This is a genomic window from Catellatospora aurea (assembly GCF_042663325.1).
Lineage (GTDB): Bacteria > Actinomycetota > Actinomycetes > Mycobacteriales > Micromonosporaceae > Catellatospora > Catellatospora aurea.
In genome coordinates, this window is record NZ_JBHTAC010000040.1 from 15,907 (window position 1) to 37,569 (window position 21,663).

General features: G+C 73.0%; 22 protein-coding genes. 1 reads left to right on the forward strand and 21 read right to left on the reverse strand.

The features are described from left to right. Positions 1–2: 2 nt before the first annotated feature. The 10 genes from folP to ACFQO7_RS28765 all read right to left on the reverse strand — a co-directional run bounded on the left by folP (position 3) and on the right by ACFQO7_RS28765 (position 8,887). Positions 3–893, reverse strand: a complete 891-nt coding sequence (gene folP / locus ACFQO7_RS28720; protein WP_376809301.1) for a dihydropteroate synthase — start codon at positions 891–893, stop codon at positions 3–5. Next, positions 893–3,373 (reverse strand): phenylalanine--tRNA ligase subunit beta, encoded by a 2,481-nt coding sequence (pheT, locus tag ACFQO7_RS28725; RefSeq protein ID WP_376809302.1) that lies wholly within the window; start codon positions 3,371–3,373, stop codon positions 893–895. The genes folP and pheT overlap by 1 nt, the downstream gene beginning before the upstream one ends. Positions 3,374–3,375: 2 nt before the next feature. Next, on the reverse strand, positions 3,376–4,467 hold the full coding sequence (gene pheS / locus ACFQO7_RS28730) for a phenylalanine--tRNA ligase subunit alpha (protein ID WP_360538659.1): 1,092 nt from the start codon (positions 4,465–4,467) through the stop codon (positions 3,376–3,378). A 228-nt stretch (positions 4,468–4,695) separates the two neighbouring features. Next, entirely contained in the window at positions 4,696–5,508 is an 813-nt protein-coding gene (locus tag ACFQO7_RS28735) for a TrmH family RNA methyltransferase (RefSeq protein WP_376809303.1), read from the reverse strand. A gap of 8 nt (positions 5,509–5,516) precedes the next feature. Then, positions 5,517–5,888, reverse strand: a complete 372-nt coding sequence (gene rplT, locus ACFQO7_RS28740) for a 50S ribosomal protein L20 (protein ID WP_120320125.1) — start codon at positions 5,886–5,888, stop codon at positions 5,517–5,519. Between the two features lie 41 nt (positions 5,889–5,929). Then, positions 5,930–6,124, reverse strand: a complete 195-nt coding sequence (gene rpmI, locus ACFQO7_RS28745) for a 50S ribosomal protein L35 (RefSeq protein WP_120320124.1) — start codon at positions 6,122–6,124, stop codon at positions 5,930–5,932. Positions 6,125–6,194: 70 nt separating this feature from the next. Next, the gene (gene infC / locus ACFQO7_RS28750; RefSeq protein ID WP_376809334.1) at positions 6,195–6,770 is read right to left on the reverse strand and encodes a translation initiation factor IF-3; all 576 of its coding nucleotides are present in this window, start codon (positions 6,768–6,770) and stop codon (positions 6,195–6,197) included. A gap of 346 nt (positions 6,771–7,116) precedes the next feature. Then, positions 7,117–7,581, reverse strand: coding sequence for a PH domain-containing protein (locus ACFQO7_RS28755; protein WP_376809304.1), 465 nt, complete (start codon positions 7,579–7,581; stop codon positions 7,117–7,119). Between the two features lie 83 nt (positions 7,582–7,664). Further along, a complete protein-coding gene (gene hisG, locus ACFQO7_RS28760; protein WP_360538650.1) occupies positions 7,665–8,510 on the reverse strand; it encodes an ATP phosphoribosyltransferase in 846 nt (281 codons plus the stop codon). Positions 8,511–8,623: 113 nt separating this feature from the next. Then, positions 8,624–8,887 (reverse strand): phosphoribosyl-ATP diphosphatase, encoded by a 264-nt coding sequence (locus ACFQO7_RS28765; RefSeq protein ID WP_120321946.1) that lies wholly within the window; start codon positions 8,885–8,887, stop codon positions 8,624–8,626. Positions 8,888–8,981: 94 nt separating this feature from the next. Between ACFQO7_RS28765 and ACFQO7_RS28770 the strand changes: the two genes are divergently transcribed. Further along, on the forward strand, positions 8,982–9,929 hold the full coding sequence (locus tag ACFQO7_RS28770; RefSeq protein ID WP_376809305.1) for an NADP-dependent oxidoreductase: 948 nt from the start codon (positions 8,982–8,984) through the stop codon (positions 9,927–9,929). A 38-nt stretch (positions 9,930–9,967) separates the two neighbouring features. On the opposite strand, the gene ACFQO7_RS28775 is transcribed toward ACFQO7_RS28770, so the two are convergent. From ACFQO7_RS28775 to ACFQO7_RS28825, 11 genes are all read right to left on the reverse strand, one after another. Next, complete coding sequence (locus ACFQO7_RS28775) at positions 9,968–10,876, reverse strand: GerMN domain-containing protein (protein ID WP_376809306.1); 909 nt, start codon at positions 10,874–10,876, stop codon at positions 9,968–9,970. 114 nt (positions 10,877–10,990) lie between these two features. Beyond that, entirely contained in the window at positions 10,991–11,464 is a 474-nt protein-coding gene (gene ribH, locus ACFQO7_RS28780) for a 6,7-dimethyl-8-ribityllumazine synthase (RefSeq protein ID WP_376809307.1), read from the reverse strand. Then, positions 11,464–12,696, reverse strand: a complete 1,233-nt coding sequence (locus ACFQO7_RS28785) for a bifunctional 3,4-dihydroxy-2-butanone-4-phosphate synthase/GTP cyclohydrolase II (protein WP_360538639.1) — start codon at positions 12,694–12,696, stop codon at positions 11,464–11,466. Before ACFQO7_RS28785 ends, ribH begins: the two co-directional genes overlap by 1 nt. A gap of 2 nt (positions 12,697–12,698) precedes the next feature. Further along, entirely contained in the window at positions 12,699–13,301 is a 603-nt protein-coding gene (locus ACFQO7_RS28790) for a riboflavin synthase (RefSeq protein ID WP_203690010.1), read from the reverse strand. Between the two features lie 40 nt (positions 13,302–13,341). Then, a complete protein-coding gene (gene ribD, locus ACFQO7_RS28795; protein WP_376809308.1) occupies positions 13,342–14,430 on the reverse strand; it encodes a bifunctional diaminohydroxyphosphoribosylaminopyrimidine deaminase/5-amino-6-(5-phosphoribosylamino)uracil reductase RibD in 1,089 nt (362 codons plus the stop codon). 130 nt (positions 14,431–14,560) lie between these two features. Next, positions 14,561–15,679, reverse strand: a complete 1,119-nt coding sequence (locus ACFQO7_RS28800; protein ID WP_376809309.1) for a GGDEF domain-containing response regulator — start codon at positions 15,677–15,679, stop codon at positions 14,561–14,563. Next, entirely contained in the window at positions 15,676–16,383 is a 708-nt protein-coding gene (rpe, locus tag ACFQO7_RS28805; RefSeq protein WP_376809310.1) for a ribulose-phosphate 3-epimerase, read from the reverse strand. Before rpe ends, ACFQO7_RS28800 begins: the two co-directional genes overlap by 4 nt. Positions 16,384–16,563: 180 nt before the next feature. Further along, complete coding sequence (locus ACFQO7_RS28810) at positions 16,564–18,021, reverse strand: RsmB/NOP family class I SAM-dependent RNA methyltransferase (RefSeq protein ID WP_360538627.1); 1,458 nt, start codon at positions 18,019–18,021, stop codon at positions 16,564–16,566. Continuing rightward, a complete protein-coding gene (fmt, locus tag ACFQO7_RS28815) occupies positions 18,018–18,944 on the reverse strand; it encodes a methionyl-tRNA formyltransferase (protein ID WP_376809311.1) in 927 nt (308 codons plus the stop codon). Before fmt ends, ACFQO7_RS28810 begins: the two co-directional genes overlap by 4 nt. Positions 18,945–18,947: 3 nt before the next feature. After that, positions 18,948–19,505, reverse strand: coding sequence for a peptide deformylase (gene def, locus ACFQO7_RS28820; RefSeq protein ID WP_360538621.1), 558 nt, complete (start codon positions 19,503–19,505; stop codon positions 18,948–18,950). A gap of 160 nt (positions 19,506–19,665) precedes the next feature. Next, complete coding sequence (locus ACFQO7_RS28825) at positions 19,666–21,567, reverse strand: primosomal protein N' (protein ID WP_376809335.1); 1,902 nt, start codon at positions 21,565–21,567, stop codon at positions 19,666–19,668. Positions 21,568–21,663: the final 96 nt, after the last annotated feature.

The window sequence follows — 21,663 nt, forward strand, 5'->3', positions numbered from 1 at the left end:
CCTCACATGTTGTGCACGGTGTAGGCCGGCTGCCGCCAGCCCAGGATCGCCTCGGTCATACGCACCGCGTCGACGGATTCGCGCACGTTGTGCATCCGCACGATCCGGGCCCCGAGCATGATCGAGGCGACGGCGGCGGCGAGGCTGCCGGACAGCCGCTCCCCCTGCGGGCGGTCGAGCGTCTCGCCGACGAAGTCCTTGTTGGAGACCGCGGCCAGCATCGGGTAGCCGACCGCGGCGATCTCCGGCAGTCGCCGGGTCAGCTCCAGCGTGTGGAACGTGTTCTTGTTCAGGTCGTGGCCCGGATCGATGACGATCTGGTCGGGGCGCACCCCCCGCTCCAGCGCGACCGCCACCCGCGAGCGCAGGAAGTCCGCGATCTCGCCCGCCACGTCGGCATACTGCGGGCGCGGGAAGTGCGTACGCGGCTTCGCCCGGCTGTGCGTCACGATCAGCTGGCTGTGCGGGTGCGCCGCCACCAGGTCGGCCAGCGCCGGATCGTGCAGGCCGGTGGTGTCGTTGACCACGTGCGCGCCCGCGTCCAGGCAGGCCTGGGCGACGTCGGCGCGGAACGTGTCCACGCTGATCACCAGGTGCGGGTGCCGCTCGACGGTGGCCTGCACCACCGGCAGCACCCGCTCCAGCTCGACGTCGGCGTGGACCTCGCCGCCCTCGGGGGAGAACTTCACCCCGCCGATGTCGACCCAGTCCGCGCCGGCGGCGGCCGCGGCATCCACTGCCGCGACCGCCGCGTCGAGCGCGTACGTGGCCCCCTTGTCGTAGAACGAGTCGGGGGTCCGGTTCACCACCGCCATCACCGCGACCTGGCGGTCGAAGTCGAACTCGCGTCCGGCGATGACCCGCTTGGCAGCGGCGATGTCGGGGACGAACATCAGGCGCCGCGCAGGACCGCGCCGAAGCGCGACGCCGTGACGGCCACCGCCGCGTCCCGGGCCGCGACCGCCTCCTCGACGGTCAGGGTCCGGTCCGGCGCACGGAACGTCAGCTTGTACGCCAGCGAGCGCTGACCGGCGCCGAGCTGCTCGGACGTGTACACGTCGAACAGCCGCACCGACTCCAGCAGCGGACCCGCGCCCTCGGCCAGCGCCGCCTCGACCTGCGCCGCGGGCACCTGCGACGGCAGCACGAGGGCCACGTCGATCAGCGCCGGCGGGTACGTCGAGAACACCGGCGGCGGGGTCGGCCCCGGCAGCGGCACCGCGTCCAGGTTCAGCTCCATCGCGCAGGTGCGCTTGGGCAGGTCCAGCGCGGCGCACACGGCCGGGTGCAGCTCGCCCGCGTGCCCGACGACGACGCCGTCGACCGAGATCGCGGCGCACCGGCCCGGGTGCCACGGCGACTGCTGGGCGGCGGCGACGCCGATCGACGCGTCCGGCACGGCCGAGGCCGCCAGCACGTCCCGCGCCGCCTGCACGGCGTCCGACCAGGACGCCGCCCGACCGGGACCCCACCAGCCGGAGCGCTCGAACTCCCCGGCCAGCACCACGGCCACGTGCCACGGCTGCACCGGGACGGAGGCGTTCGCCTTCTCCCACAGCGCCGGGTCGGGACGGCCCGCCACGCCCATCACCGGCGGCACACCGGCGGACAGGTCGGGCAGGAAGACCAGGCCCTGCTCGAACAGCGCCACATCGCGCTGCCCGCGGCCGACGTTGCGCTTGAGCGCGGTCAGCAGCGGCGGCAGCAGGCTCGTCCGCATCAGCGGTTCCTCGTCGGACAGCGGGTTGGCCAGCCGCACCGCGTCCGTCGGCAGGCCGAGCGTCGCCAGCGCGGTCGCCGACACGAACGGGTACGACAGCACCTCGACGTAACCCTGCTCGGCCAGGGCCCGGCCGACCGAGCGCTTGCGGCGCTGGGACGGGGTCAGGCCGTTGCCGGGCGGGGCGATCGGCAGCACGCTGGGCACGTTCTCGAAGCCGTCCAGGCGGACGACCTCCTCGACCAGGTCAGCGGGCTGGCGCAGGTCGGGCCGCCAGGACGGCGTGATCACGTCGACGCGGTCGTCGTACACCGCGACGTCGCAGCCCACCTCGGTGAGCACGTCGCCGACGCGGTCGACGGAGTAGTCCACGCCGATCAGCCGGCTGGGCTCGATCGCCGCCATCGAGATCATGACCGGGTCGCCGGGTTGGTTCAGGTCGAGGATCTCCTCGCCCGCCGTGCCACCGCCGTGCTCGACCAGCAACTGCACGGCACGCTCGATGGCGACCAGGCACAGCTGCCGGTCGACGCCGCGCTCCCAGCGCTTGGCGGCCTCGCTGAACAGCTTGTGCCGCCGCGCGGTGCGCCCGACCATCGTCGGGTCCCAGTGCGCCGCTTCGAACAGCACATTGACCGTGCCGTCGACGACCTCGGACGTCTGCCCGCCCATCACGGCGGCCAGCGAGATCGGGCCCGTGTCATCGCAGATCACCATGTCCTCGGCGGACAGCACGCGGGCCTGGCCGTCCAGGGTGGTGAGCTTCTCGCCCTCGGTCGCCCGGCGCACCACGAGGCCGCCGGTGATCCGGTCGGCGTCGAAGGCGTGCATCGGCTGGCCGAGTTCGAGCATCACGTAGTTGGTGATGTCGATGGCCAGGCCCAGCGTCCGGACACCGGCCGTGAGCAGGCGCTTGGCCATCCAGTCCGGGGTCGGCGCGGACGGGTCGATCCCGCGCACCAGCCGGGCCGCGAAGCGGTCGCAGCCCTGGGTGTCCTGGATGGTCACCGGCCAGGCCGGAGTCGCGGTGCCGCCGGGGGCGGGCGCGAGACCGGGGTCGGTGAACCGGGCCTGGAACGCGTGCCCCAGCTCGCGGGCCAGGCCGCGCACCGACATCTGGTATCCGCGGTCGGGCGTGACCGTGACGTGCACCTCGATGTCGTCGAGGCCGACCACCGGGCGCGCGTCGTCGCCCGGCTGCGCCGGCACCGACTCGGGCAGGATGATGATGCCGTCGTGGTCGCCGGACAGGCCCAGCTCCGCCGCGGAGCAGATCATGCCGTGCGAGTTGCGGCCGTACGTCTTGCGCGCGCCGATGGCGAAGCCGCCGGGCAGCACACCGCCGGGCAGGATCACCACGACGCGGTCGCCCTCGGCGAAGTTGCGGGCCCCGCAGACGATCTCCTGCGGCGCGCCGGTGCCGTTGGCCTGGCCCACGTCCACGGTGCAGAAGCGGATCGGCTTCTTGAACTCGGTCAGCTCCTCGATGGTCAGCACCCTGCCGACCACCAGCGAGCCCTGCACCGAGTGGCGCTGGTCCGCGATCTGTTCGACCTCGATGCCGAGGTTGTTCAGCGCGAGGTCGAGATCGGCCTCGGTGAGGTCCGCGGGCAGCTCGACATGCTCACGCAGCCATGACAGTCCGACCTTCATGGTCAGTGCACCTCCATGCCGAACGCGCGGGTGAACCGCACATCGCCTTCGATCATTTCCCGCATGTCGCTCAGGCCGTTGCGGAACATCAGGGTCCGCTCGATGCCCATGCCGAACGCGAAGCCGGAGTACACCTCCGGGTCGATGCCGCAGGCCCGCAGCACGTTCGGGTTGACCATCCCGCAGCCGCCCCACTCGACCCAGCGCGGGCCGTCGCGGTGCTCGGCGAACCACACGTCGAACTCGGCCGACGGCTCGGTGAACGGGAAGTAGTGCGGCCGCCAGCGGGTGCGCGCGTCCGGGCCGAACATCGCGCGGGCGAAGTGGTCCAGCGTGCCCTTCAGGTGCGCCATGGTGATGCCCTTGTCCACGACCAGGCCCTCGACCTGGTGGAAGACCGGCGAGTGGGTGGCGTCGAGCTCGTCGGTGCGGTACACCTTGCCCGGCACCACGACGTAGATCGGGGGCTTGCGGCTGAGCATCGTGCGCGCCTGCACCGGCGAGGTGTGCGTGCGCAGCACCAGGCCCGACTCGGTCGCGCCGGTCGCCGACTCGGCGGCCTTCACCCAGAACGTGTCCATCAGGCCGCGGGCCGGGTGGTCGGGCGAGATGTTCAGGGCGTCGAAGTTCGCCCACTCCAGCTCGACCTCGGGACCCTCGGCGATCTCGTAGCCCATGCCGACGAACAGGTCGCCGACCCGCTCCATCAGCGTGGTCAGCGGGTGACGGGCGCCGCGGGGGCGGCGGTCCCAGGGCAGGGTGACGTCGACGGCCTCGGTCTCCAGCACGCGCTGCGCCTGCTCGGCCTCCAGGATCACGTGGCGCGCGTCGTACGCGGCCTGGATCGCGGTGCGGGCCTCGTTGACGCGCTTGCCCGCGTCGGACTTCGCGGCCGGCGGCAGCGCGCCGATCTCGCGGCGGGCCAGCGACACCGCGGAGCGGTCACCCAGGTGCGCGGCCTTCTGCACGGCCAGCGCGTCGAGGTCGGTGGCGTCCGCGAAGGCCTTGTCCGCCGCGGCGACGGCGTCGTCGAGGGCGGCCGGATCGAGCATCGCGGCCTGCTTGGGGTCGTACGGATCGTGACGGTATGTCATCAGAACTCCAGATCGGCAACCGGATCAGTCTAGGCGTAGGGCCAGGACGGGCACGCGCGGCTTCGCCGCCGCCCACCGGTGCGACCTGAGAGGAAGAGCTGAGCGCAGTCAGTTCCGCCGCCCGCCACCGGCGGGCTGGCTAAAGGAACGGCGCGTCATTCTCGGCTCCCTCTCGGACATCGTCTCGCACCGGAGCATACCGCGCGGCGCGCTCGCGCCGCGCGCCCGTTACCGGCGCTGGGCGCGGGCGGAGGCGTAGAGGCAGACCGCGGCGGCCGCCGCCAGGTTGAGGCTCTCGGCGCGGCCGTGGATGGGCACCCGGACCGCGGCGTCGGCGGCGTCGCGCAGGTCGTCGGGCAGGCCGTGCGCCTCGGAGCCGAACAGCCACGCGGTGGGCCGGGCCAGCGAGCCGTCGTCGGCGAGGTCGTCGAGGTCGGTCGCGCCGTAGCCGGAGGTGGCCAGGGTGCGCAGACCGGCTTCGCGCAGGGCGGCCAGGGTCGCGGCGGCGTCGGGGGCGCGTACCACGTCGAGGTGGAACAGGCTGCCGGCGGAGGCGCGTACACACTTGGGGTTGAAGGGGTCCACGGCGTCGCCGGCGAAGATCACGGCGGTGGCGCCCGCGGCGTCGGCGGTGCGCAGCACCGTGCCGGCGTTGCCCGGGTCGCGGATCTCGACGGCGACCGCGACCAGCCGCGGCGCGCGGGCCAGCGCGGCTTCGAGGGGCACGTCGAGCAGGTCGCAGACGGCGATGACGCCCTGCGGGGTGACCGTGTCGGCCAGCGACTGCATGGCCTCGTCGTTGACCACGGAGAAGGTCGCGCCGCGCAGCAGCGTGCGGTGGCGGGCGCGGCCGTCCTCGGTCACGAAGATCTCGCGGACCGCGCCGGCTTCGAGGGCCTCGCGGACCGCCTGCGGGCCCTCGGCCAGGAAGCGGCCGGCCTTCTCGCGGTCGCGGCGGCGGTGGAGCTTGGTAGCGGCAACGACCCGGGGAGTCCGCTGCGTGAACAGCGGGTCCCCGGGTCGCTGGAAGTGCTGCGTCACCGACGAGCTCAGGCGGCCTGAGCCTCGGCGACGGCCTTCTTGGCCACCGCGACGATGCCGGCGAACGCGGCCTCGTCGTTGACGGCCAGGTCGGCCAGGATCTTGCGGTCCACCTCGACACCCGCGAGCTTGAGGCCCTGGATGAGGCGGTTGTACGTCATGCCGTTGGCACGAGCGCCCGCGTTGATGCGGGTGATCCACAGCTGCCGGAAGTCGCCCTTGCGGTCCTTGCGGTCGCGGTAGGCGTACTGCATCGAGTGGAGGATCTGCTCCTTCGCCTTGCGGTACAGGCGGGAGCGCTGGCCGCGGTAACCGCTGGCGGCCTCGAGCAGGGTACGGCGCTTCTTCTGGGCGTTGACCGCCCGCTTGACGCGTGCCATATCAGCTTCTCCTTCAAAAGTTCTTGGCTAAAAGGCGCGCGTCAGCGGCCGAGCATCTTCTTGATGCGCTTCTCGTCGGCCTTGGCCACCGGGACCGTGCCGCTCAGGCTACGGGTCTCCTTGGAGGACTTGACCTCCAGGCGGTGACGCAGACCGGTCTGCTCGCGCATGATCTTGCCAGAGCCGGTCACCTTGACCCGCTTGGCCATGCCGCTGTGCTTCTTCATCTTCGGCATTAGGAAGTTCTCCCTGTCACAAATCTCGCCGCACAGCGGGGGCTGTGCGGCAGGTGCCCATCGAGCGTCGTCAGGCCTGCGCCGAGGTCTCGGCCACGGCCTCCTCGGCCTCCGCACCGGTGCCTTCGTCGCCCTTGCGGGCGGCGAGCTTCGCGCTGCGGTGCGGCGCGAGCACCATGATCATGTTTCGCCCGTCCTGCTTCGCCGACGACTCGACGAAACCGACCTCCGCGACCTCTTCCTCCAGCTTGCGCAGGAGGCGGAAGCCGAGTTCCGGGCGGCTCTGCTCGCGACCGCGGAACATGATGGTCACCTTGACCTTGTCCCCGGCCTTCAGGAACCGCACGACGTGACCCTTCTTGGTCTCGTAGTCGTGCGAGTCGATCTTCGGCCGGAGCTTCATCTCCTTGATGACCGTCTGCTGCTGGTTACGCCGGGCTTCCCTGGCCTTGAGCGCGCTCTCGTACTTGAACTTGCCGAAGTCCATGAGCTTGCAGACCGGCGGGCGTGCCATGGGCGCAACCTCGACCAGATCCAGATCGACATCGGCGGCCAGCTGCAGGGCGCGCTCCAGCGGGACGATGCCCACCTGCTCGCCCTCGGGGCCGACCAGTCGGACCTCACGTGCCCTGATCTGATCGTTGATGCGTGGCTCGACGCTGATGTGGCCTCCCTCAATCGTGTTCCGCACCGCCGGATTCGCGGCGATGCGCTTGGCGTCTGACCGAAAGCAGAAGGCCCAGGCGACAGCCTGGGCCCGCTCGACCGGTCTGGGTGCACGCCAAGTGCACGACCTGAGATCAGGACAGAATAAGTCCCTCATCAGGTGACCGGACCCGCATCGCTCGGTGGCGAACGGGTGGGAGCAGGCGCTCCGCTTGCCTCCGGAGTGCCGGACCCTGCACTGGGCAAGATCACGGGCAACCGGAAAGGTCGACTGGCAAAGATTACCACAACCCGGGATTGCGCCCCCGGGCCGGGGAGGGTATGGCTCAGCTCACGGCCGGTGCGGGCTGCTCCGCGCGGGCGGCGGCGCGCAGCGCGCGCAGGGACTGCACCGCCTGCAGCGCGTACGCCCGGTCCACGGCCTGCACGGCGAGCACCGAGACGGTGTCGTCGTTCTCCAGCTCCAGGCTCATCCAGGGCTGGTTGCGCTCGATGTTGATCGCGCGCACGGCGCCCCACGGCAGCTCGTACCCGCCGATGATGTTGCGGACCCGCACGCCGTCGGCGTCCGCCTCGACCCGCGGCCGGGCCACGGCCATGATGGCCAGCGCGAAGACCACACCCAGACCGATCATGGCGTACTGGTCACCCGTGCGGAACACGCCCTCGCCGACCTCGGTCAGGGCGGTGCCGATGAAGGTGAAGAGCACCAGCACCGCGACCGCGGCGGCGATGCACACCTTCCGGGTGCGCTGGGGCCGGAAACTGACGCGCTGTCCCTCGCTGCTCACCCCGCCGAGTCTGCCACGCGCCCCGTCGGCCGCTGCGGTGGGCCGGGACGCGTGTGTGCTCGCGCGCCCCGGCCCACCATGGCTCAGAGGCGGCAGGCGTGGATGTCGGTGACCAGAATGGCGCGGGCGCCCAGGTCGTACAGCTCGTCCATGATCCGGTGCACCTCGGTGCGCTGGACCATCGCCTGCACGGCGACCCAGCCCTCGCGGTGCAGCGGCGACACCGTCGGCGACTCGATGCCCGGGGTGAGCGCCACCGCGCCCTCCAGCCGGTCGGCGCGCACGTCGTAGGCGAGCATCACGTACCGCCGGGCGACCAGCACGCCCTGCAGCCGGCGCAGCAGCTGGCTGACCGCCCCGTTGCGCTCCCCCTCGGGCCGCCCGACCAGCACCGCCTCCGAGACCAGGATCGGCTCGCCCACCGGGACCAGCCCGGCCTGGCGCAGCGTGCCTCCGGTGGCGACGACGTCGGCGATCACGTCGGCGACGCCCAGGCGCACCGCGTTCTCCACCGCGCCGTCGAGCTTGACGACATCGGCCTTGATCTCGTGGTCGGCCAGGTACCGCTCGACCACCCCCGGGTACGCGGTGGCGACCCGCCGGCCGGCAAGGTCGGGCAGGTCACGGACGGTCTCCGGGGGCGCGGCGAACCGGAACGTGGCCGGCGCGAACCCCAGCGGCAGCAGCTCGCTGACCGGCGCACCGGAGTCGACCAGCAGATCCTGCCCGGTGATCCCCAGGTCGAGGTCCCCGGAGCCGACGTACACCGCGATGTCGCGGGGCCGCAGATAGAAGAACTCGACCCCGTTGTCGGCGTCCACGCAGACCAGGTCGCGATCGTCGCCGCGCTGGCGGTAGCCGGCTTCCCGGAGCATGTCGGAGGCGGGTTTGGACAGGGTGCCCTTGTTGGGCACGGCAATGCGAAGCATCTCTGTGAACTCGATTCTGCGATCAAGGCTAGTTGATCATGAAGTTGTGGCACCGACACACCGTCGAGCCGTGCCATAAGTTCATGATCAACCCGGAGGAGACACGGGCGGGATCACAGATGTCGGTAGACGTCCTTGAGGGTGAGGTTTGCGGCGAGCATCAGGACCTGGGTCTGGTAGAGGAGTTGGGAGATCTCTTCGGCGGCCCGCTCGGGGCCCTCATGCTCGGCGGCCATCCAGGACTCCGCCGCTTCCTCGACCACCTTCTTGCCGACCGCGTGCACCCCGGCGGTGACCGCCTTGACGGTGCCGGAGGCCGGGTCACCCGCGGCCACCTTGGCCTGCAGCTCCTCGAACAGCTCCTCGAACGTCTTCACGCGGGTCATTCTGCCCGATCCCGGCGCCGACACCCGCAGCGCCCGGCCCGCGCGGCACATGCTGGGACGACCCCCGAACGAGGATCATGGGGGTATGACCGAACGCATGCTCGCCGTACGCCAGGACAGCCTGGGCGGGCCGGAGGTGCTCCGGCTGGCCGAGGTGGACCGCCCGTCGCCGGGTCCGACCGAAGTGCTGGTGCGGGTGCGCGCCGCCGGGGTCAACCCGGTGGACTGGAAGGTGCGCACCCGCGGCGGCACCTTCGGCCCCCCGCCGTTCACGGTGGGCTGGGACGTCTCCGGCGAGATCGCGGAGATCGGCGCGGGGGTGACCCGGTTCGCGGTGGGCGACGAGGTGTTCGGCATGCCGCGCTTCCCGCAGGCCGCGAACGCCTACGCGCAGTACGTCACCTCGCCCTCGCGCCACCTGGCCCGCAAACCCGCCGGGCTCGACCACGTGCACGCCGCGGCGCTGCCGCTGGCCGCGCTCACCGCCTGGCAGGCGCTGGTCGACACGGCCCAGGTGGCCGAGGGGCAGCGGGTCCTGGTGCACGCCGCCGCGGGCGGAGTCGGCCATCTCGCGGTGCAGATCGCCAAGGCCCGGGGCGCGTACGTGCTCGGCACCGCCCGCGCCGCGAAACACGAACTGCTGCGCGAGCTGGGCGTGGACGAGCCGATCGACTACACGGCGTACGACTTCGTCCAGGTCGCCAAGGACGTCGACATGGTGCTGGACACGATCGGCGGCGACTACGAGGACCGCTCCCTGCACACGCTGCGCCCCGGCGGCATCCTCGTCGGCATCCTGAACGCGGGCAGCGCCGCCGAGACCGCCCGCAAGGCGCAGGCGCTGGGCGTACGCGGCACCGGCATGCTCGTCGAACCCGACCACACCGGGCTGGAGGAGGTCGCCGCGCTGATCGAGGCGGGCCGGCTGCGCCCGCTGATCGCGGCGACGTTCCCGCTCGCGGAGGCGGCGCAGGCGCACGAGCTGGGCGAGACCGGGCAGACCACCGGCAAGATCGTGCTGACCGTCGACTGACCGGGTGGCGGGGCCGTTTCCCGGCCCCGCCACCCGGTTCACTTCACGGTGATCGTGTGGTTGTCGACGAACATCTTCGCGCCGTCGTTCTCCGAGATGTCGAAGACCTCGATCACGTACGTGCCGGTGGGCAGGGACAGCCGCAGTTTCGCCTCCCCCTGGGCCGGGCCGCCCGCGTCGAGGGTGATGAAGCCCTCGCGCACCACGGTGCTCCCCCGGCGGACCTCGTAGTTCATCGTGGCCTCGAAGACCATGCCCGCGACGTGCAGGGTGAAGTCCTGGGGCACGGTCGCGCCCTCCTGCGGGTCGATCAGCCATACCGGCAGCAGCGTGGTCGCGGCCGGAGCCCGGCGCAGCGGATCCAAGGTGGCGACGTGGCCCCACAGCTCGTCGACGGGTTTGCCGTCGAGGTGGATGCGCACCTTGGGTTTGCCGCTGACCGCCGTGGCGGTCCACACCAGCTGCTGCACCGCCTGGTGCGCGGCGAACGAGCCGGCGTCGCCGTTGATGCGCGCCCCGGACAGGTCGACGGTGACGGTGTCACCGCTGACGGTCACCCCCCGCACCCGGGCGCTGGCGGGCCACATGCTGGAGTAGTCCGGGTCGTACGCGGTGCGGCCGTCGAGCATCTCGGCGACCGCGGCCTTGACCTTCGCGGCGGCCGAGCCGTCGCCGGTGGACAGCCGGTGGAACTCGCGGACCAGCTTCGGCTCACCACGATCGTTGGCCAGGTAGTACACGGCCAGCGCCCCGCTGGTGCCCGCGGGCGGGGCGGGTTCCTCGGTGGAGGTCGGCGCGCTGGGGGAAGGTGCGGTGGTGCCCGGCGCGGCCGAGGCCGACGGCGCCGCTGACCCCGTGGGGTCCGGTGAGGGTGTGGTGGGGGTGCACGCCGCCGTGAGCGCGACGAGCGCCACCGACGACAGCACGCGGAACCTCAGCGGATACATACCTCAGGTGTACGACTCCCCCGCCACCTCCACCACCCACCGTTAAGGCGAAAGCAAAGCAAGGGCACCTTCTTGACGGACGTCCGTGTAGAAGGTGCCCTTCCTTCGCTTCGGTCAGCGGGCGAGGGTACGGAGGGTGACGGCGGCGTCGAGGGCGGCGACGACCGCCCCCCAGCCCTTGTCCTCGCTGGATTCGGGCAGGCCGGCGCGGTCGCGCGCCTGCTCGACGGTGTCCACCGTGAGCACGCCGTGGGCGACGGGGGTGGACTCGTCGAGGGCGATGCGGGTCAGGCCCTCGGTGACCGAGGAGCTGACGTACTCGAAGTGGGCGGTCTCGCCGCGGATCACCACGCCGAGGGCCACCACCGCGTCGTGCCGGCGGGCCAGGGCCTGGGCCACCACGGGCAGCTCGACCGAGCCCGCGACGTGGGCGACCTGCACGTCGGCGACGCCGCACGCCTTGGCCGCGGCCTGCGCCCGGTCGAGCATCTGCTCGACCAGCTCGGCGTGCCAGCGCGTGGCGACGATGCCGAGGCTGAGCCCGGTCGCGTCCACGGTCGAGAGTTCGGGGGCGCCGTGACCGGCCATCAGCTCAGCCCTTCCAGGTCGTCCAGGTCGGACAGGTCCAGCTCGTGGCCCATCCGGTCGCGCTTGGTACGCAGGTAGCGCAGGTTCTCCGGGTGCGGGCGGATCGGCAGCGACTCGCGGCCGGTCACCTTCAGCCCGTACCCGTCCAGCCCGGCGCGCTTGGCCGGGTTGTTGGTGAGCAGGCGCATGGTGCGCACGCCCAGGTCGTAGAGGATCTGCGCGCCGGTGCCGTAGTCCCGGGCGTCGGCGGGCAGGCCCAGGTCGAGGTTGGCGTCGACGGTGTCGCGGCCGGCGTCCTGGAGCTGGTAGGCCTGGAGCTTGTGCAGCAGGCCGATGCCGCGGCCCTCGTGCCCGCGCACGTACAGCACCACGCCGCGGCCCTCCTCGGCCACCTTGCGCAGCGCCGCCTGCAGCTGCGGGCCGCAGTCGCAGCGCACCGAGCCGAACACGTCGCCGGTCAGGCACTCCGAGTGCACCCGGACCAGCACGTCCTCGCCCTCGCCGATCTCGCCGTAGACCAGCGCCACGTGCTCGGCGTTGTCGTGCGTGGCGTGGTAGCCGACGGCGGTGAAGTCGCCGTACTCGGTGGGCAGGCGGGCCTCGACGACCCGGCTGACCAGCTGCTCGGTCCGGCGGCGGTAGGCGATCAGGTCGGCGATGCTGACCAGCACCAGCTCGTGCTCGGCCGCGAAGCGCTGCAGGTCGGGCAGGCGCATCATGGTGCCGTCGTCGTTGACCATCTCGCACATCGCGGCGGCCGGGTGCAGGCCGGCGAGCTGGGCGAGGTCGACGCCGGACTCGGTGTGCCCGGGGCGGCGCAGCACGCCGCCGGTCTTGGCGCGCAGCGGCACCACGTGGCCGGGCCGGGCCAGGTCGGTGGGCTTGGTGGCGGCCTCGCCGAGCAGGCGCAGGGTGCGGGCGCGGTCGGCGGCGGAGATGCCGGTCGTCACGCCCTCGCGGGCGTCGACGGTCACGCAGTACGCGGTGCCGCGGCGGTCCTGGTTCGTGTAGTACATCGGCGGCAGTTCGAGGCGGTCGGCCTCCTCCTCGGTGATCGCCACGCAGATGTAGCCCGAGGTGTAGCGCACGGTGAAGGCGACCAGCTCCGGCGTCGCCAGCTCGGCGGCGAAGATCAGGTCGCCCTCGTTCTCGCGGTCCTCGTCGTCGACCACGATGACGGGCTTACCCGCTTTGATCGCCGCGATGGCGTCTTCGATCGTATTCAGGCCCATGTTCACTTCGCTCCCCGCTGCGCTGCGACCAGCTTCTCGACGTACTTGGCGATGACATCGACTTCCAGGTTCACCAGCGCGCCGGGCTGCTTGCGGCCGAGCGTGGTGAGCTCCAGCGTGGTCGGGATCAGGCTCACCGTGAAGGACTCGTCGTCGACCGCGACCACGGTCAGCGAGATGCCGTCCACGGTGATCGACCCCTTCTCCACGATGTACCGGGACATGCCCTCCGGGAGCAGGATCCGGACATCTTCCCAGCCGCCGCCGGGGTTCTTCGAGGCGATCGTGCCCACGCCGTCCACGTGGCCCTGCACGATGTGCCCGCCCAGGCGGGTCGCCGCGGTGACCGCGCGCTCCAGGTTCACCCGCTCGCCGGGGGCGATGGAACCGAGCGAACTGCGGTCGAACGTCTCCTTCATGACCTCGGTCTCGAAGGTGTCGCCCGAGGTGGAGATGACGGTCAGGCAGACGCCGTTGACCGCGATCGAGTCCCCGTGCTTGGCGTCGGACACGACCAGCGGGCCGCGTACGGTGACCGTGGCCCCGTCGCCCTCCCAGGCCAGGCTCACGACCTCGCCGAGCTCTTCCACGATGCCGGTGAACACTCGTTCCTCCTCGCGTGCCGGCGACTGGCGTCCGGCCGTGTCACAAAGTGCCGCTGTCCGCGCTCACGCGCGGCCGGGCGGTCAGGCGCAGATCTGGCCCGACACGGTCAACATCTAGCACCTCGAGGTCGATGGCGTCCGTGATGGTTGTCACCCCCGCGCCGACGAGTGCGGCCGGGCCGTCACCGAGCAGCTTCGGCGCGACGTACGAGATGATCAGGTCGACGAGGCCCGCGGCCAGGAACGCTCCGGCCAGCCGGGGGCCGCCTTCGAGCAGCACGCTGCGGATGCCGCGGTGGTGCAGTTCACTGAGCACCGCGCGCAGGTCCACCCGGCCCTCGGCGTCGCCGCCGAGCAGCGCGGTGGTGGCGATCAGGGTCGGCGCGGCGCCGTCGCGCACCCGGGCGCCGGCGGGCGTACGCCCCTGCGAGTCGATCACCACGCGCAGCGGCTGCCGGATGGCCAGGCTGCCGGTGCGCAGGTCACGGGTGGTCAGGCGGGGATCGTCGGCGAGCACCGTGCCGACCCCGACCATGATCGCGTCCACGGTGCCGCGCAGCCGGTGCACGTCCATGCGGGCCGCCTCGGAGGTGATCCACATGCTGGTGCCGTCGGCGGCCGCGGAGCGCCCGTCGAGCGTGGAGGCGGTCTTCCAGATCACGTAGGGCCGCCCCCGGCGCACCGAGGTGAGCCAGGCGATGTTGCCCTCCTCGGCCTCGGCGGTGCGCACCCCGGTCAGCACCTCGACGCCGGCGTCACGCAGGGTCTGCTCGCCGCCCGCGGCCAGCGGGTTGGGGTCGTCCACGGCGATCACGACGCGGGACACGCCCGCGCGGATCAGCGCCTGGACGCACGGGCCGGTGCGGCCGGTGTGGTTGCAGGGCTCCAGGGTGACCACGGCGGTGCCGCCGCGCGCCTTCTCCCCCGCCTGGGCGAGCGCCACGATCTCGGCGTGCGGTCCGCCCGCGTACGCGTGGAAGCCCTCGCCGACGACGTGCCCGGCGGAGTCCAGCAGCACGCAGCCGACGACCGGGTTCGGGCTGGTCGTGCCCAGTCCGCGCGCCGCCAGCTCGATCGCCCGCGCCATGGCCTTGTCCTCGGCCGGGCTCACCGTGGGTAGCTGCCCCATCCGCTCGTACCTCCCTGCAGATGTCATGCTCGCCTGCGTGCACAGCCGCGACCCGCACTCCGCGTCGCTGCGGACGGCGCCGAGCGGCTGCTCCAGCAGGCGACGTGTCCCCGACTGGCACGCCAGTGTGTCACGCGTGCGGGCCGGTTTCGGCGGCGGTGTCGCTCTCTGTGACCCGCTGCTGGGGCAGCCCGGGCGCGGCATCCTCGGCGGGCCGCCGCTGGGGCAGCGGCATCTCCCCCGCGGGCCGCCGCTGGGGCAGCGGTTCGGCCTCGTCGCCGGGCTCGGCGGGGCGGTCAGAGCGCTGGTCGATCGCGACGTAGTTGCCGTACTTCTTCTTCGCCGCCGCCTTCATCTCCGAGGCGACCGCGACCACCTCGCTCGGGTGGCCGAAGTTGCGGCTCGTCGACACGGCCACCCCGATGGAGAGGGTGACCAGGTTGACCACGAACACCTTGCCGCGCCGGTCGACGACCTCCAGGTAGCCGCGCGCCGAGTCGATCGGGTCGTACAGGGCGTCGGCGGCCTGCTGGAAGGCGTAGATGGCGTAGCTGGTGATCTCCTGCACCTGGGACGGGTGGCAGACCACCACGAAGTCGTCGCCGCCGACGTGGCCCAGGAACGCCGGGGGCAGGCCCACCGACACCGTCGCCCGCCGCATGGACCGGGCCAGCGCGCTGATGAACTGGTCACCGCGGCCGAAGCCGTACACGTCGTTGACGCTCTTGAACCGGTCGATGTCGACGTAGCAGACCGCGTAGTCGTCGCCCGCCTTGAGCCGGTCGGCGATCTCCCGCAGGATGCGGGTGTTGCCGGCCAGCCCGGTCAGCGGGGAGACCTCGCGCGCCTCCTGGTTGCGCCGCAGCGTCGCGCGCACCCGCGCGATCAGCTCCGAGGTGTCGAACGGCTTGACGATGTAGTCGTCCGCGCCCGCGGCGAGGCCCGCCACCTTGTCGGAGGTCAGCGCCTTGGCGGTGAGCACGATGATGGGCAGCGCGGTGACCATCGGGTCGGCGCGCAGCCGCCGGGTCAGCTCCAGGCCGTCCATCTCCGGCATCATCAGGTCGACCAGGGCCAGATCGGGCCGGCGGTGCTCCAGCAGCGCCAGCGCCTCCGGGCCGCTGTGCGCGCTCATCACGTCGAACCCGTGCAGGCGCAGGTTGACCTCGACCACGCGCACGATGTCGGGGTCGTCGTCGACGACGAGGATCACCTCGGCCTGGCCGGCTGCCTGCGGCTCGGTGGTCAAACTGTCGTGCCTCCACTGTCCGATGTGGTCTGACGGGCGACGGCCGCCTGCGCCAGAGCACGCAGTTTACGACAGGCTTCGGCGGGATCGTGGGCTCCGTACACCGCGGTTCCGGCGACGAACGCGTCCGCGCCCGCCAGCGCCGCCGCCTCGATGGTGTCCGCGGCGATGCCGCCGTCGACCTCGATGCGGATGTCCAGGTGGCCGGCCTTGGCGTGGCGGCGCGCGGCCCGCACCTTGGCCAGCAGCTCCGGCATGAACGCCTGGCCGCCGAAGCCCGCCTTGATGGTCATCACGAGGATCGTGTCGAAGTGCGGCAGCAGTTCCAGGTACGGCTCGATCGGGGTGTCGCGGTCCACCGCCAGCCCGGCCAGCGTGCCGGCCGCGCGCAGGTCCTTGGCCAGCGCCACCGGGTCGTCGCACGCCTCCGCGTGGAACGTCACGTTGCACGCCCCGAGCTGCGCGTACGCCGGAGCCCAGCGTTTCGGGTCCTCGATCATCAGATGGCAGTCGAAGGGGATGCCGGTGGCCCGGCGCAGGCTCTCCACCACGGGCGGGCCGATGGTCAGGTTCGGCACGAAGTGGTTGTCCATCACGTCGACGTGCAACCAGTCCGCCGCGCCCTCGACCGCTTCCGCCTCGGCGGCGAGGTTCGCGAAGTCCGCGGCGAGGATGCTGGGGGCGATGATGATGTCGGGCGTCACACGATCAGCTTACGGAGCGTGAAGCGGGATTCGCTCGCCGCGTCCCCCTCCCGCCGTCACACGACGGGAGGGGCTTCTCGGGCGTTCGGCCGTTGCGGCGGCGGGTACTGCGCCCTTGCCGCCGACCGGGTCCGGCCGCGGCCCTCGGGGTCTCGCCGCGGCAGGGCCGGGGCGCGTGGCTCAGGACTTGCGGCGCAGCAGGGCGAGGAACATCGCGTCGGTGCCGTGCCGGTGCGGCCACAGCTGCACGGTCGGGCCGTCACCCAGGCCAGGCATACCGGCGGGCAGGGACTGGCGCGCATCGACGAACTCGACGTCCATTCCGGAGCGGCGCACCGCCTCGGTCACGCTGACCTGCGTCTCCACCAGGTGCGGGGAACAGGTCACGTACGCGACCAGGCCACCGGGACGCACCGCGCGCAGTGCTGCGGCGATCAGCTCGCGCTGCAGCTTGGTCAGCGGCGGCAGGTCTGACGGCTGACGCCGCCAGCGCGACTCCGGCCGCCGCCGCAGCGAGCCCAGCCCGGTGCACGGCGCGTCGACGAGCACCCGGTCGAAACCGCCCTCGGGCAGGTCCCGGTCGGAGCCGACGCTGCGCCCGTCGGTGCAGACCACCGTGGCGGGCAGGCCGCGCACCGCGTTGGCGACCATGTTCGCGCGGTGCTCGGTGACCTCGACCGCGGTGAGGTGCGCGCCGCGCTGGGCGGCCAGCGCCGCCAGCAGGCCAGCCTTGCCGCCGGGACCCGCGCACAGGTCCAGCCAGCGCTCGTCGGAGCCCTCCAGCGGGGCCTCGATCAGCGCGCTGGCGACGAGCTGGCTGCCCTCGTCCTGCACGTGCGCCCGGCCGGTCTTGATCTCGACCAGCTCGCCGGGCGAGCCGCCGCCGAGGTAGACCGCGTACGGGGAGAACGCGCCGGGCTGGCCGCCGACGGCGTCGGCCAGCTCGACCGCGTCGGCACGGCCGGGCCGCGCGCACAGGTGCACCTCGGGCCGGTCGTTGTCGGCGCTGAGCAACTGGGCGGTCTCGGCGAGATCGCCGCCGAGCGCCTCCCGGAACGCCCGCACGATCCACTCCGGATGGTTCTCGACCACCGCGAGGTGGCCGACCGGATCGTCCTGTTCGGACGGCGCCACCTGGGCCAGCCAGGTGTCCAGGTCGCGCTCGGCGATGCGGCGCATGACCGCGTTGGCGAAGCCGGCCGCGCCGGGCGCGACCGAGTGCACCAGGTCGACCGTGGAGGCGACGGCGGCGTGCGAGGGCACGCGGGTGTGCAGCACCTGGTACGCCCCGAGGCGCAGCGCGTCGCGGGCCGGCGGGTCGATACGCGAGATGTCGCGGTCCGCCGCCACGGCGATGATCTTGTCGAGGGTGCCCCGGGCGCGCAGCGTGCCGTAGGTCAGCTCGGTGGCGAACGCCGCGTCCCGGCCGAACAGGCCGGCCTCGCGCAGCAGCCCCGGCAGCACCAGGTTCGCGTACGCGTCGTCGCGGTGCACCGCCAGCAGCGCCTGGTACGCCGTCATCCGGGACGGGTCGTGGGCGGGCCGCCCCGCCCGTGGCCCACGCCCGCCCCGGGCGTCGCGGTCGTGCTGGCGCGGCTTGGCCGCACCGGAGCTGCTGCCCCCGCGGAACGATGTCACGAGAAGCTGTCCTCACCCTCGACACGGACCCCGCGGGCCCAGTCCACTGCCGACATGGGCTTCTTGCCCGCGGCACGTACCTCGCCCAGCTCCACCGGACCGGTGGCGGTGCCGACCAGCACCCGGCGCTTCTCCACCAGCAGGTCGCCGGGCTTGAGCGCGGGGCCGTCGGCCACCGGCAGCACCGGGCCGAGCTTGACCCGCTCACCGCGGAACGTCGTCCACGCGCCGGGCCCCGGCGTGGTGGCGCGCACCCGCCGGTCCACCGCGAACGCGGGCTCGTCCCAGCGCACCTCGGCATCCTCGACGGTGATCTTCGGAGCCAGGGTGATGCCGTCGGCCGGCTGCGCCACGGCCCGCGCCGCGCCCGCGCCGATCGCGTCGAGCACCGTCACCAGCAGCCCCGCGCCGTCCACGGCGAGGCGCTCCAGCAGGTCGCCGGACGTGTCGCGGGGACGGATCGTCTCGGTCAGCGTGCCGAACACCGGCCCGGTGTCCAGGCCCGCCTCCAGCTGGAACACCGACGCGCCGGTGAACTCGTCGCCGTGCCAGACCGAGTGCTGCACCGGGGCCGCGCCACGCCACGCGGGCAGCAGCGAGAAGTGCAGGTTCACCCAGCCGTGCGCGGGGATCTCCAGCGCCACCGGGGGCACCAGCGCGCCGTACGCGACGACGGGCACGCAGTCGGGGGCCAGCTCGCGCAGCCGGTCCAGGAACTCGGGCTCACGGGGCCGGGCCGGGGTGAGCACCTCGATGCCGCGCTCGTCGGCCCAGGCGGCCACGTGCGAGCGCACCATGCGCCGCCCGCGGCCCGAGGGCGCGTCGGGGCGGGTGACCACGGCCAGCAGCTCGTGGCCGGACTTGTCGATGGCGTCCAGGGAGGGCAGCGCCACCTCGGGCGTGCCGGCGAAGACCAGGCGCACGGGTTACCTCCCCAGACCGAACGGGCTCGGCGCGGCGTGCGGGGAGACCTTCACGACCGTCCGGCTGGGGTCGTACCAGTCGGCGCGGCGGATGTCGCGCAGCGCGGTCTTGCGCGCCTGCGCGTCCAGCCGCTCGATGAAGATGACACCGTCGAGGTGGTCGGTCTCGTGCTGGATGCAGCGCGACATCAGACCGGTGCCCACGATCTGCAGCGCGTCGCCGGACTCGTTGAAGCCCTTGGCGATGACGTTCTTGCGGCGCTTGGTGTCGTAGTACAGCCCCGGAACGGACAGGCAGCCCTCGTCGCCGTCCATCTCCTCCTCGTCGGGGAAGTGCAGCACCGGGTTGATCAGGTGCCCGACGACGTCGTCCACGTCGAAGCTGAACACCCGCAGCCCGACACCGATCTGCGGCGCGGCCAGCCCCACGCCTCCGGCGTCGCGCATGGTCTCGGTCAGGTCGCGCACGAGCCCGCGCAATTCCTTGTCGAAGGTGACCACCTCGTCGGCGGGGGTGCGCAGCACCGGATCCCCGAAGAGTCGGATGGGCTGGACGGTCACAGGGGTCGTCTCCTCGAGTACGAAGGGCAGTGCTGATCAGTCTACGGAGTGGCCCGTGCCTGCCTGCACGATCGGTCGCGCGGCGGGGTGTTTGTCCGCTTATCGACGCCGCACATCACACCTCACGCGGATCGCACGGATGCCGGAGCCGTGGGGCGGGTCAGAGTTCGTGCGGGTCCAGCTGGATGCGGACCGGGTGGGGGGCCTTGCGGAGGCTGCGCACGCCGGCGGCGTCGTGCAGGGCCTTGGCCAGGGCAAGGCCACCCGCGCGGCCGGTGCGCAGCAGCATCCGCTCCTCGTCGTCGCCGACCGGCAGCGGGCCCAGCACCTGCACGCCGTCGGGCAGCCTGGCCAGGTCCAGCAGGTCGTTGACCGCGTCCGCCTGGCCGGTCAGGGTGGCCATCCGGGCGGCGGGCGGGAAGCCCAGCTCGCGCCGCTCCCCCAGCTCTCGTTCGGCCAGCCAGGCCGGATCCCAGCGCACCAGCGCCTGCACCGTGGCCAGGCCGCTGTCGGCCACCACGACCACCTTGCCGCCCCGGCCACCCGGGCGGGCCAGCGCCGCCGCGTTGAACCAGCGCCGCGCCGCCTCCTCGGTGGCCCGCAGGTCGGCCCGGGTCAGCAGCGCCCATGCGTCCAGCAGCAGCACCGCGCCGTAGCCGCCCTCGGCGACCGGCTCCGCGCCCGGCGTGGCCAGCACCAGGGCCGCCTCGGCGGGCACCGAGGCCAGCACCGCCTCCCGGCCGGAGGTGCGCACCGGCACGCCGGGCAGCGCCCGGCCCAGCTCCTCGGCGGTACGCCGCACGCCGGTCACCGCGGCTCGCAACCGCCGCCCGCCGCACGCCGGGCAGGTCCAGCCCGCGGCGGGCCGGGCACACCAGCGGCACGTGGCGACGGCGTTGGCGCTGCCCAGCGCCAGCGGACCCGCGCAGTGCGCGCAGCGGGCCCGCTCCCGGCACTCCTGGCAGGACACCGCCGGCACGTACCCGCGCCGCGGCACCTGCACCAGCACCGGCGCACCCGCCGCCAGGGCGTCGCGGGCGGCCAGCCAGGCGGCGCTCGGCAGCCGGGCCGAAGCGGCGGCCGGATCACGGGCCAGCTGGTTGTCGTCGGCCGGCTGCACCACCGGCGCGTACCGCCGCAGCTGGTCACGGTTGGCGGCGATCTCCTTCGCCCAGCCGGTGGCCAGCAGCAGCTGCGCCTCGGCGGTCCGGGCGAACCCGCCCACCAGCACCGCCGCGTCCTGCTGCTGGGCGCGGGTGAGCAGCACCTGCCGCGCGTGGGGGTACGGCGAGCGCGGCTCGGCGTGCAGGTCGTCGCCGTCGTCCCAGATCGCCACCAGGCCCAGGTCCGCCACCGGGGCGAACGCGGCCGCCCGGGTGCCGACGACCGCCGCGACCTGGCCGCGCCGCGCCCGCAGGAAGCGGCGGTAGCGCTCGGTGGGCCCCAGCGCCGCGGCCAGCGCCACGTGCCGGTCCGGCCCCAGCAGGGCGGTCAGCGCGGTGTCCAGGCGTTCCAGGTCGCGGGCGTCGGCCACCACGACCACCGCGCCCCGGCCCGCGTGCAGGGTCGCGGCGACGGCCTCGGCGATCCGGTCCGGCCACTGCTCGCCGGGCAGCGCCGACCACACCGCCCGTGGTGCGCGCCCCGCGCCCAGTGCCCGCAGGAACGCCTCCCCGGCCGGATAGCGCTGCCAGCCCTCGTGCGGCGGCTCCGGGACCCGGCCCGTCGGGGCGTCCGGGACCGGTTCGGCCTCGACCTTCGCCTGCCGGGGCGGCACCGCCAGGCGCAGCACGTCGGCGAGGCTGCCCGCGTACCTGTCGGCGACCTCGCGCGCCGCGCGCAGCACCTGCGGGTCGAGCACCGGCTCCGCCGAGACGACCTTCTCCAGCCAGGACAGCCGGCCCTCGTGGGAGGTGTCCTCGACGCGGTCGAGCAGCCAGCCGTCGACGAGCTGGCCGCTGAAGCGCACCTTCACCCGGGTGCCGGGCCACGCCGTGACGTCGAGGTCGGCGGGGACGCGGTAGTCGAACGTGCGGTCGAGATGCGGCAGGGGCACATCCACGCACACCCGCGCGACGGGCAGGCGCTCGGCCGGCTCACGATCACGTTTCGGGCGGGGAGTCACCAGAAAGTCTTAGCAGACCCGTCCGACGCCCGG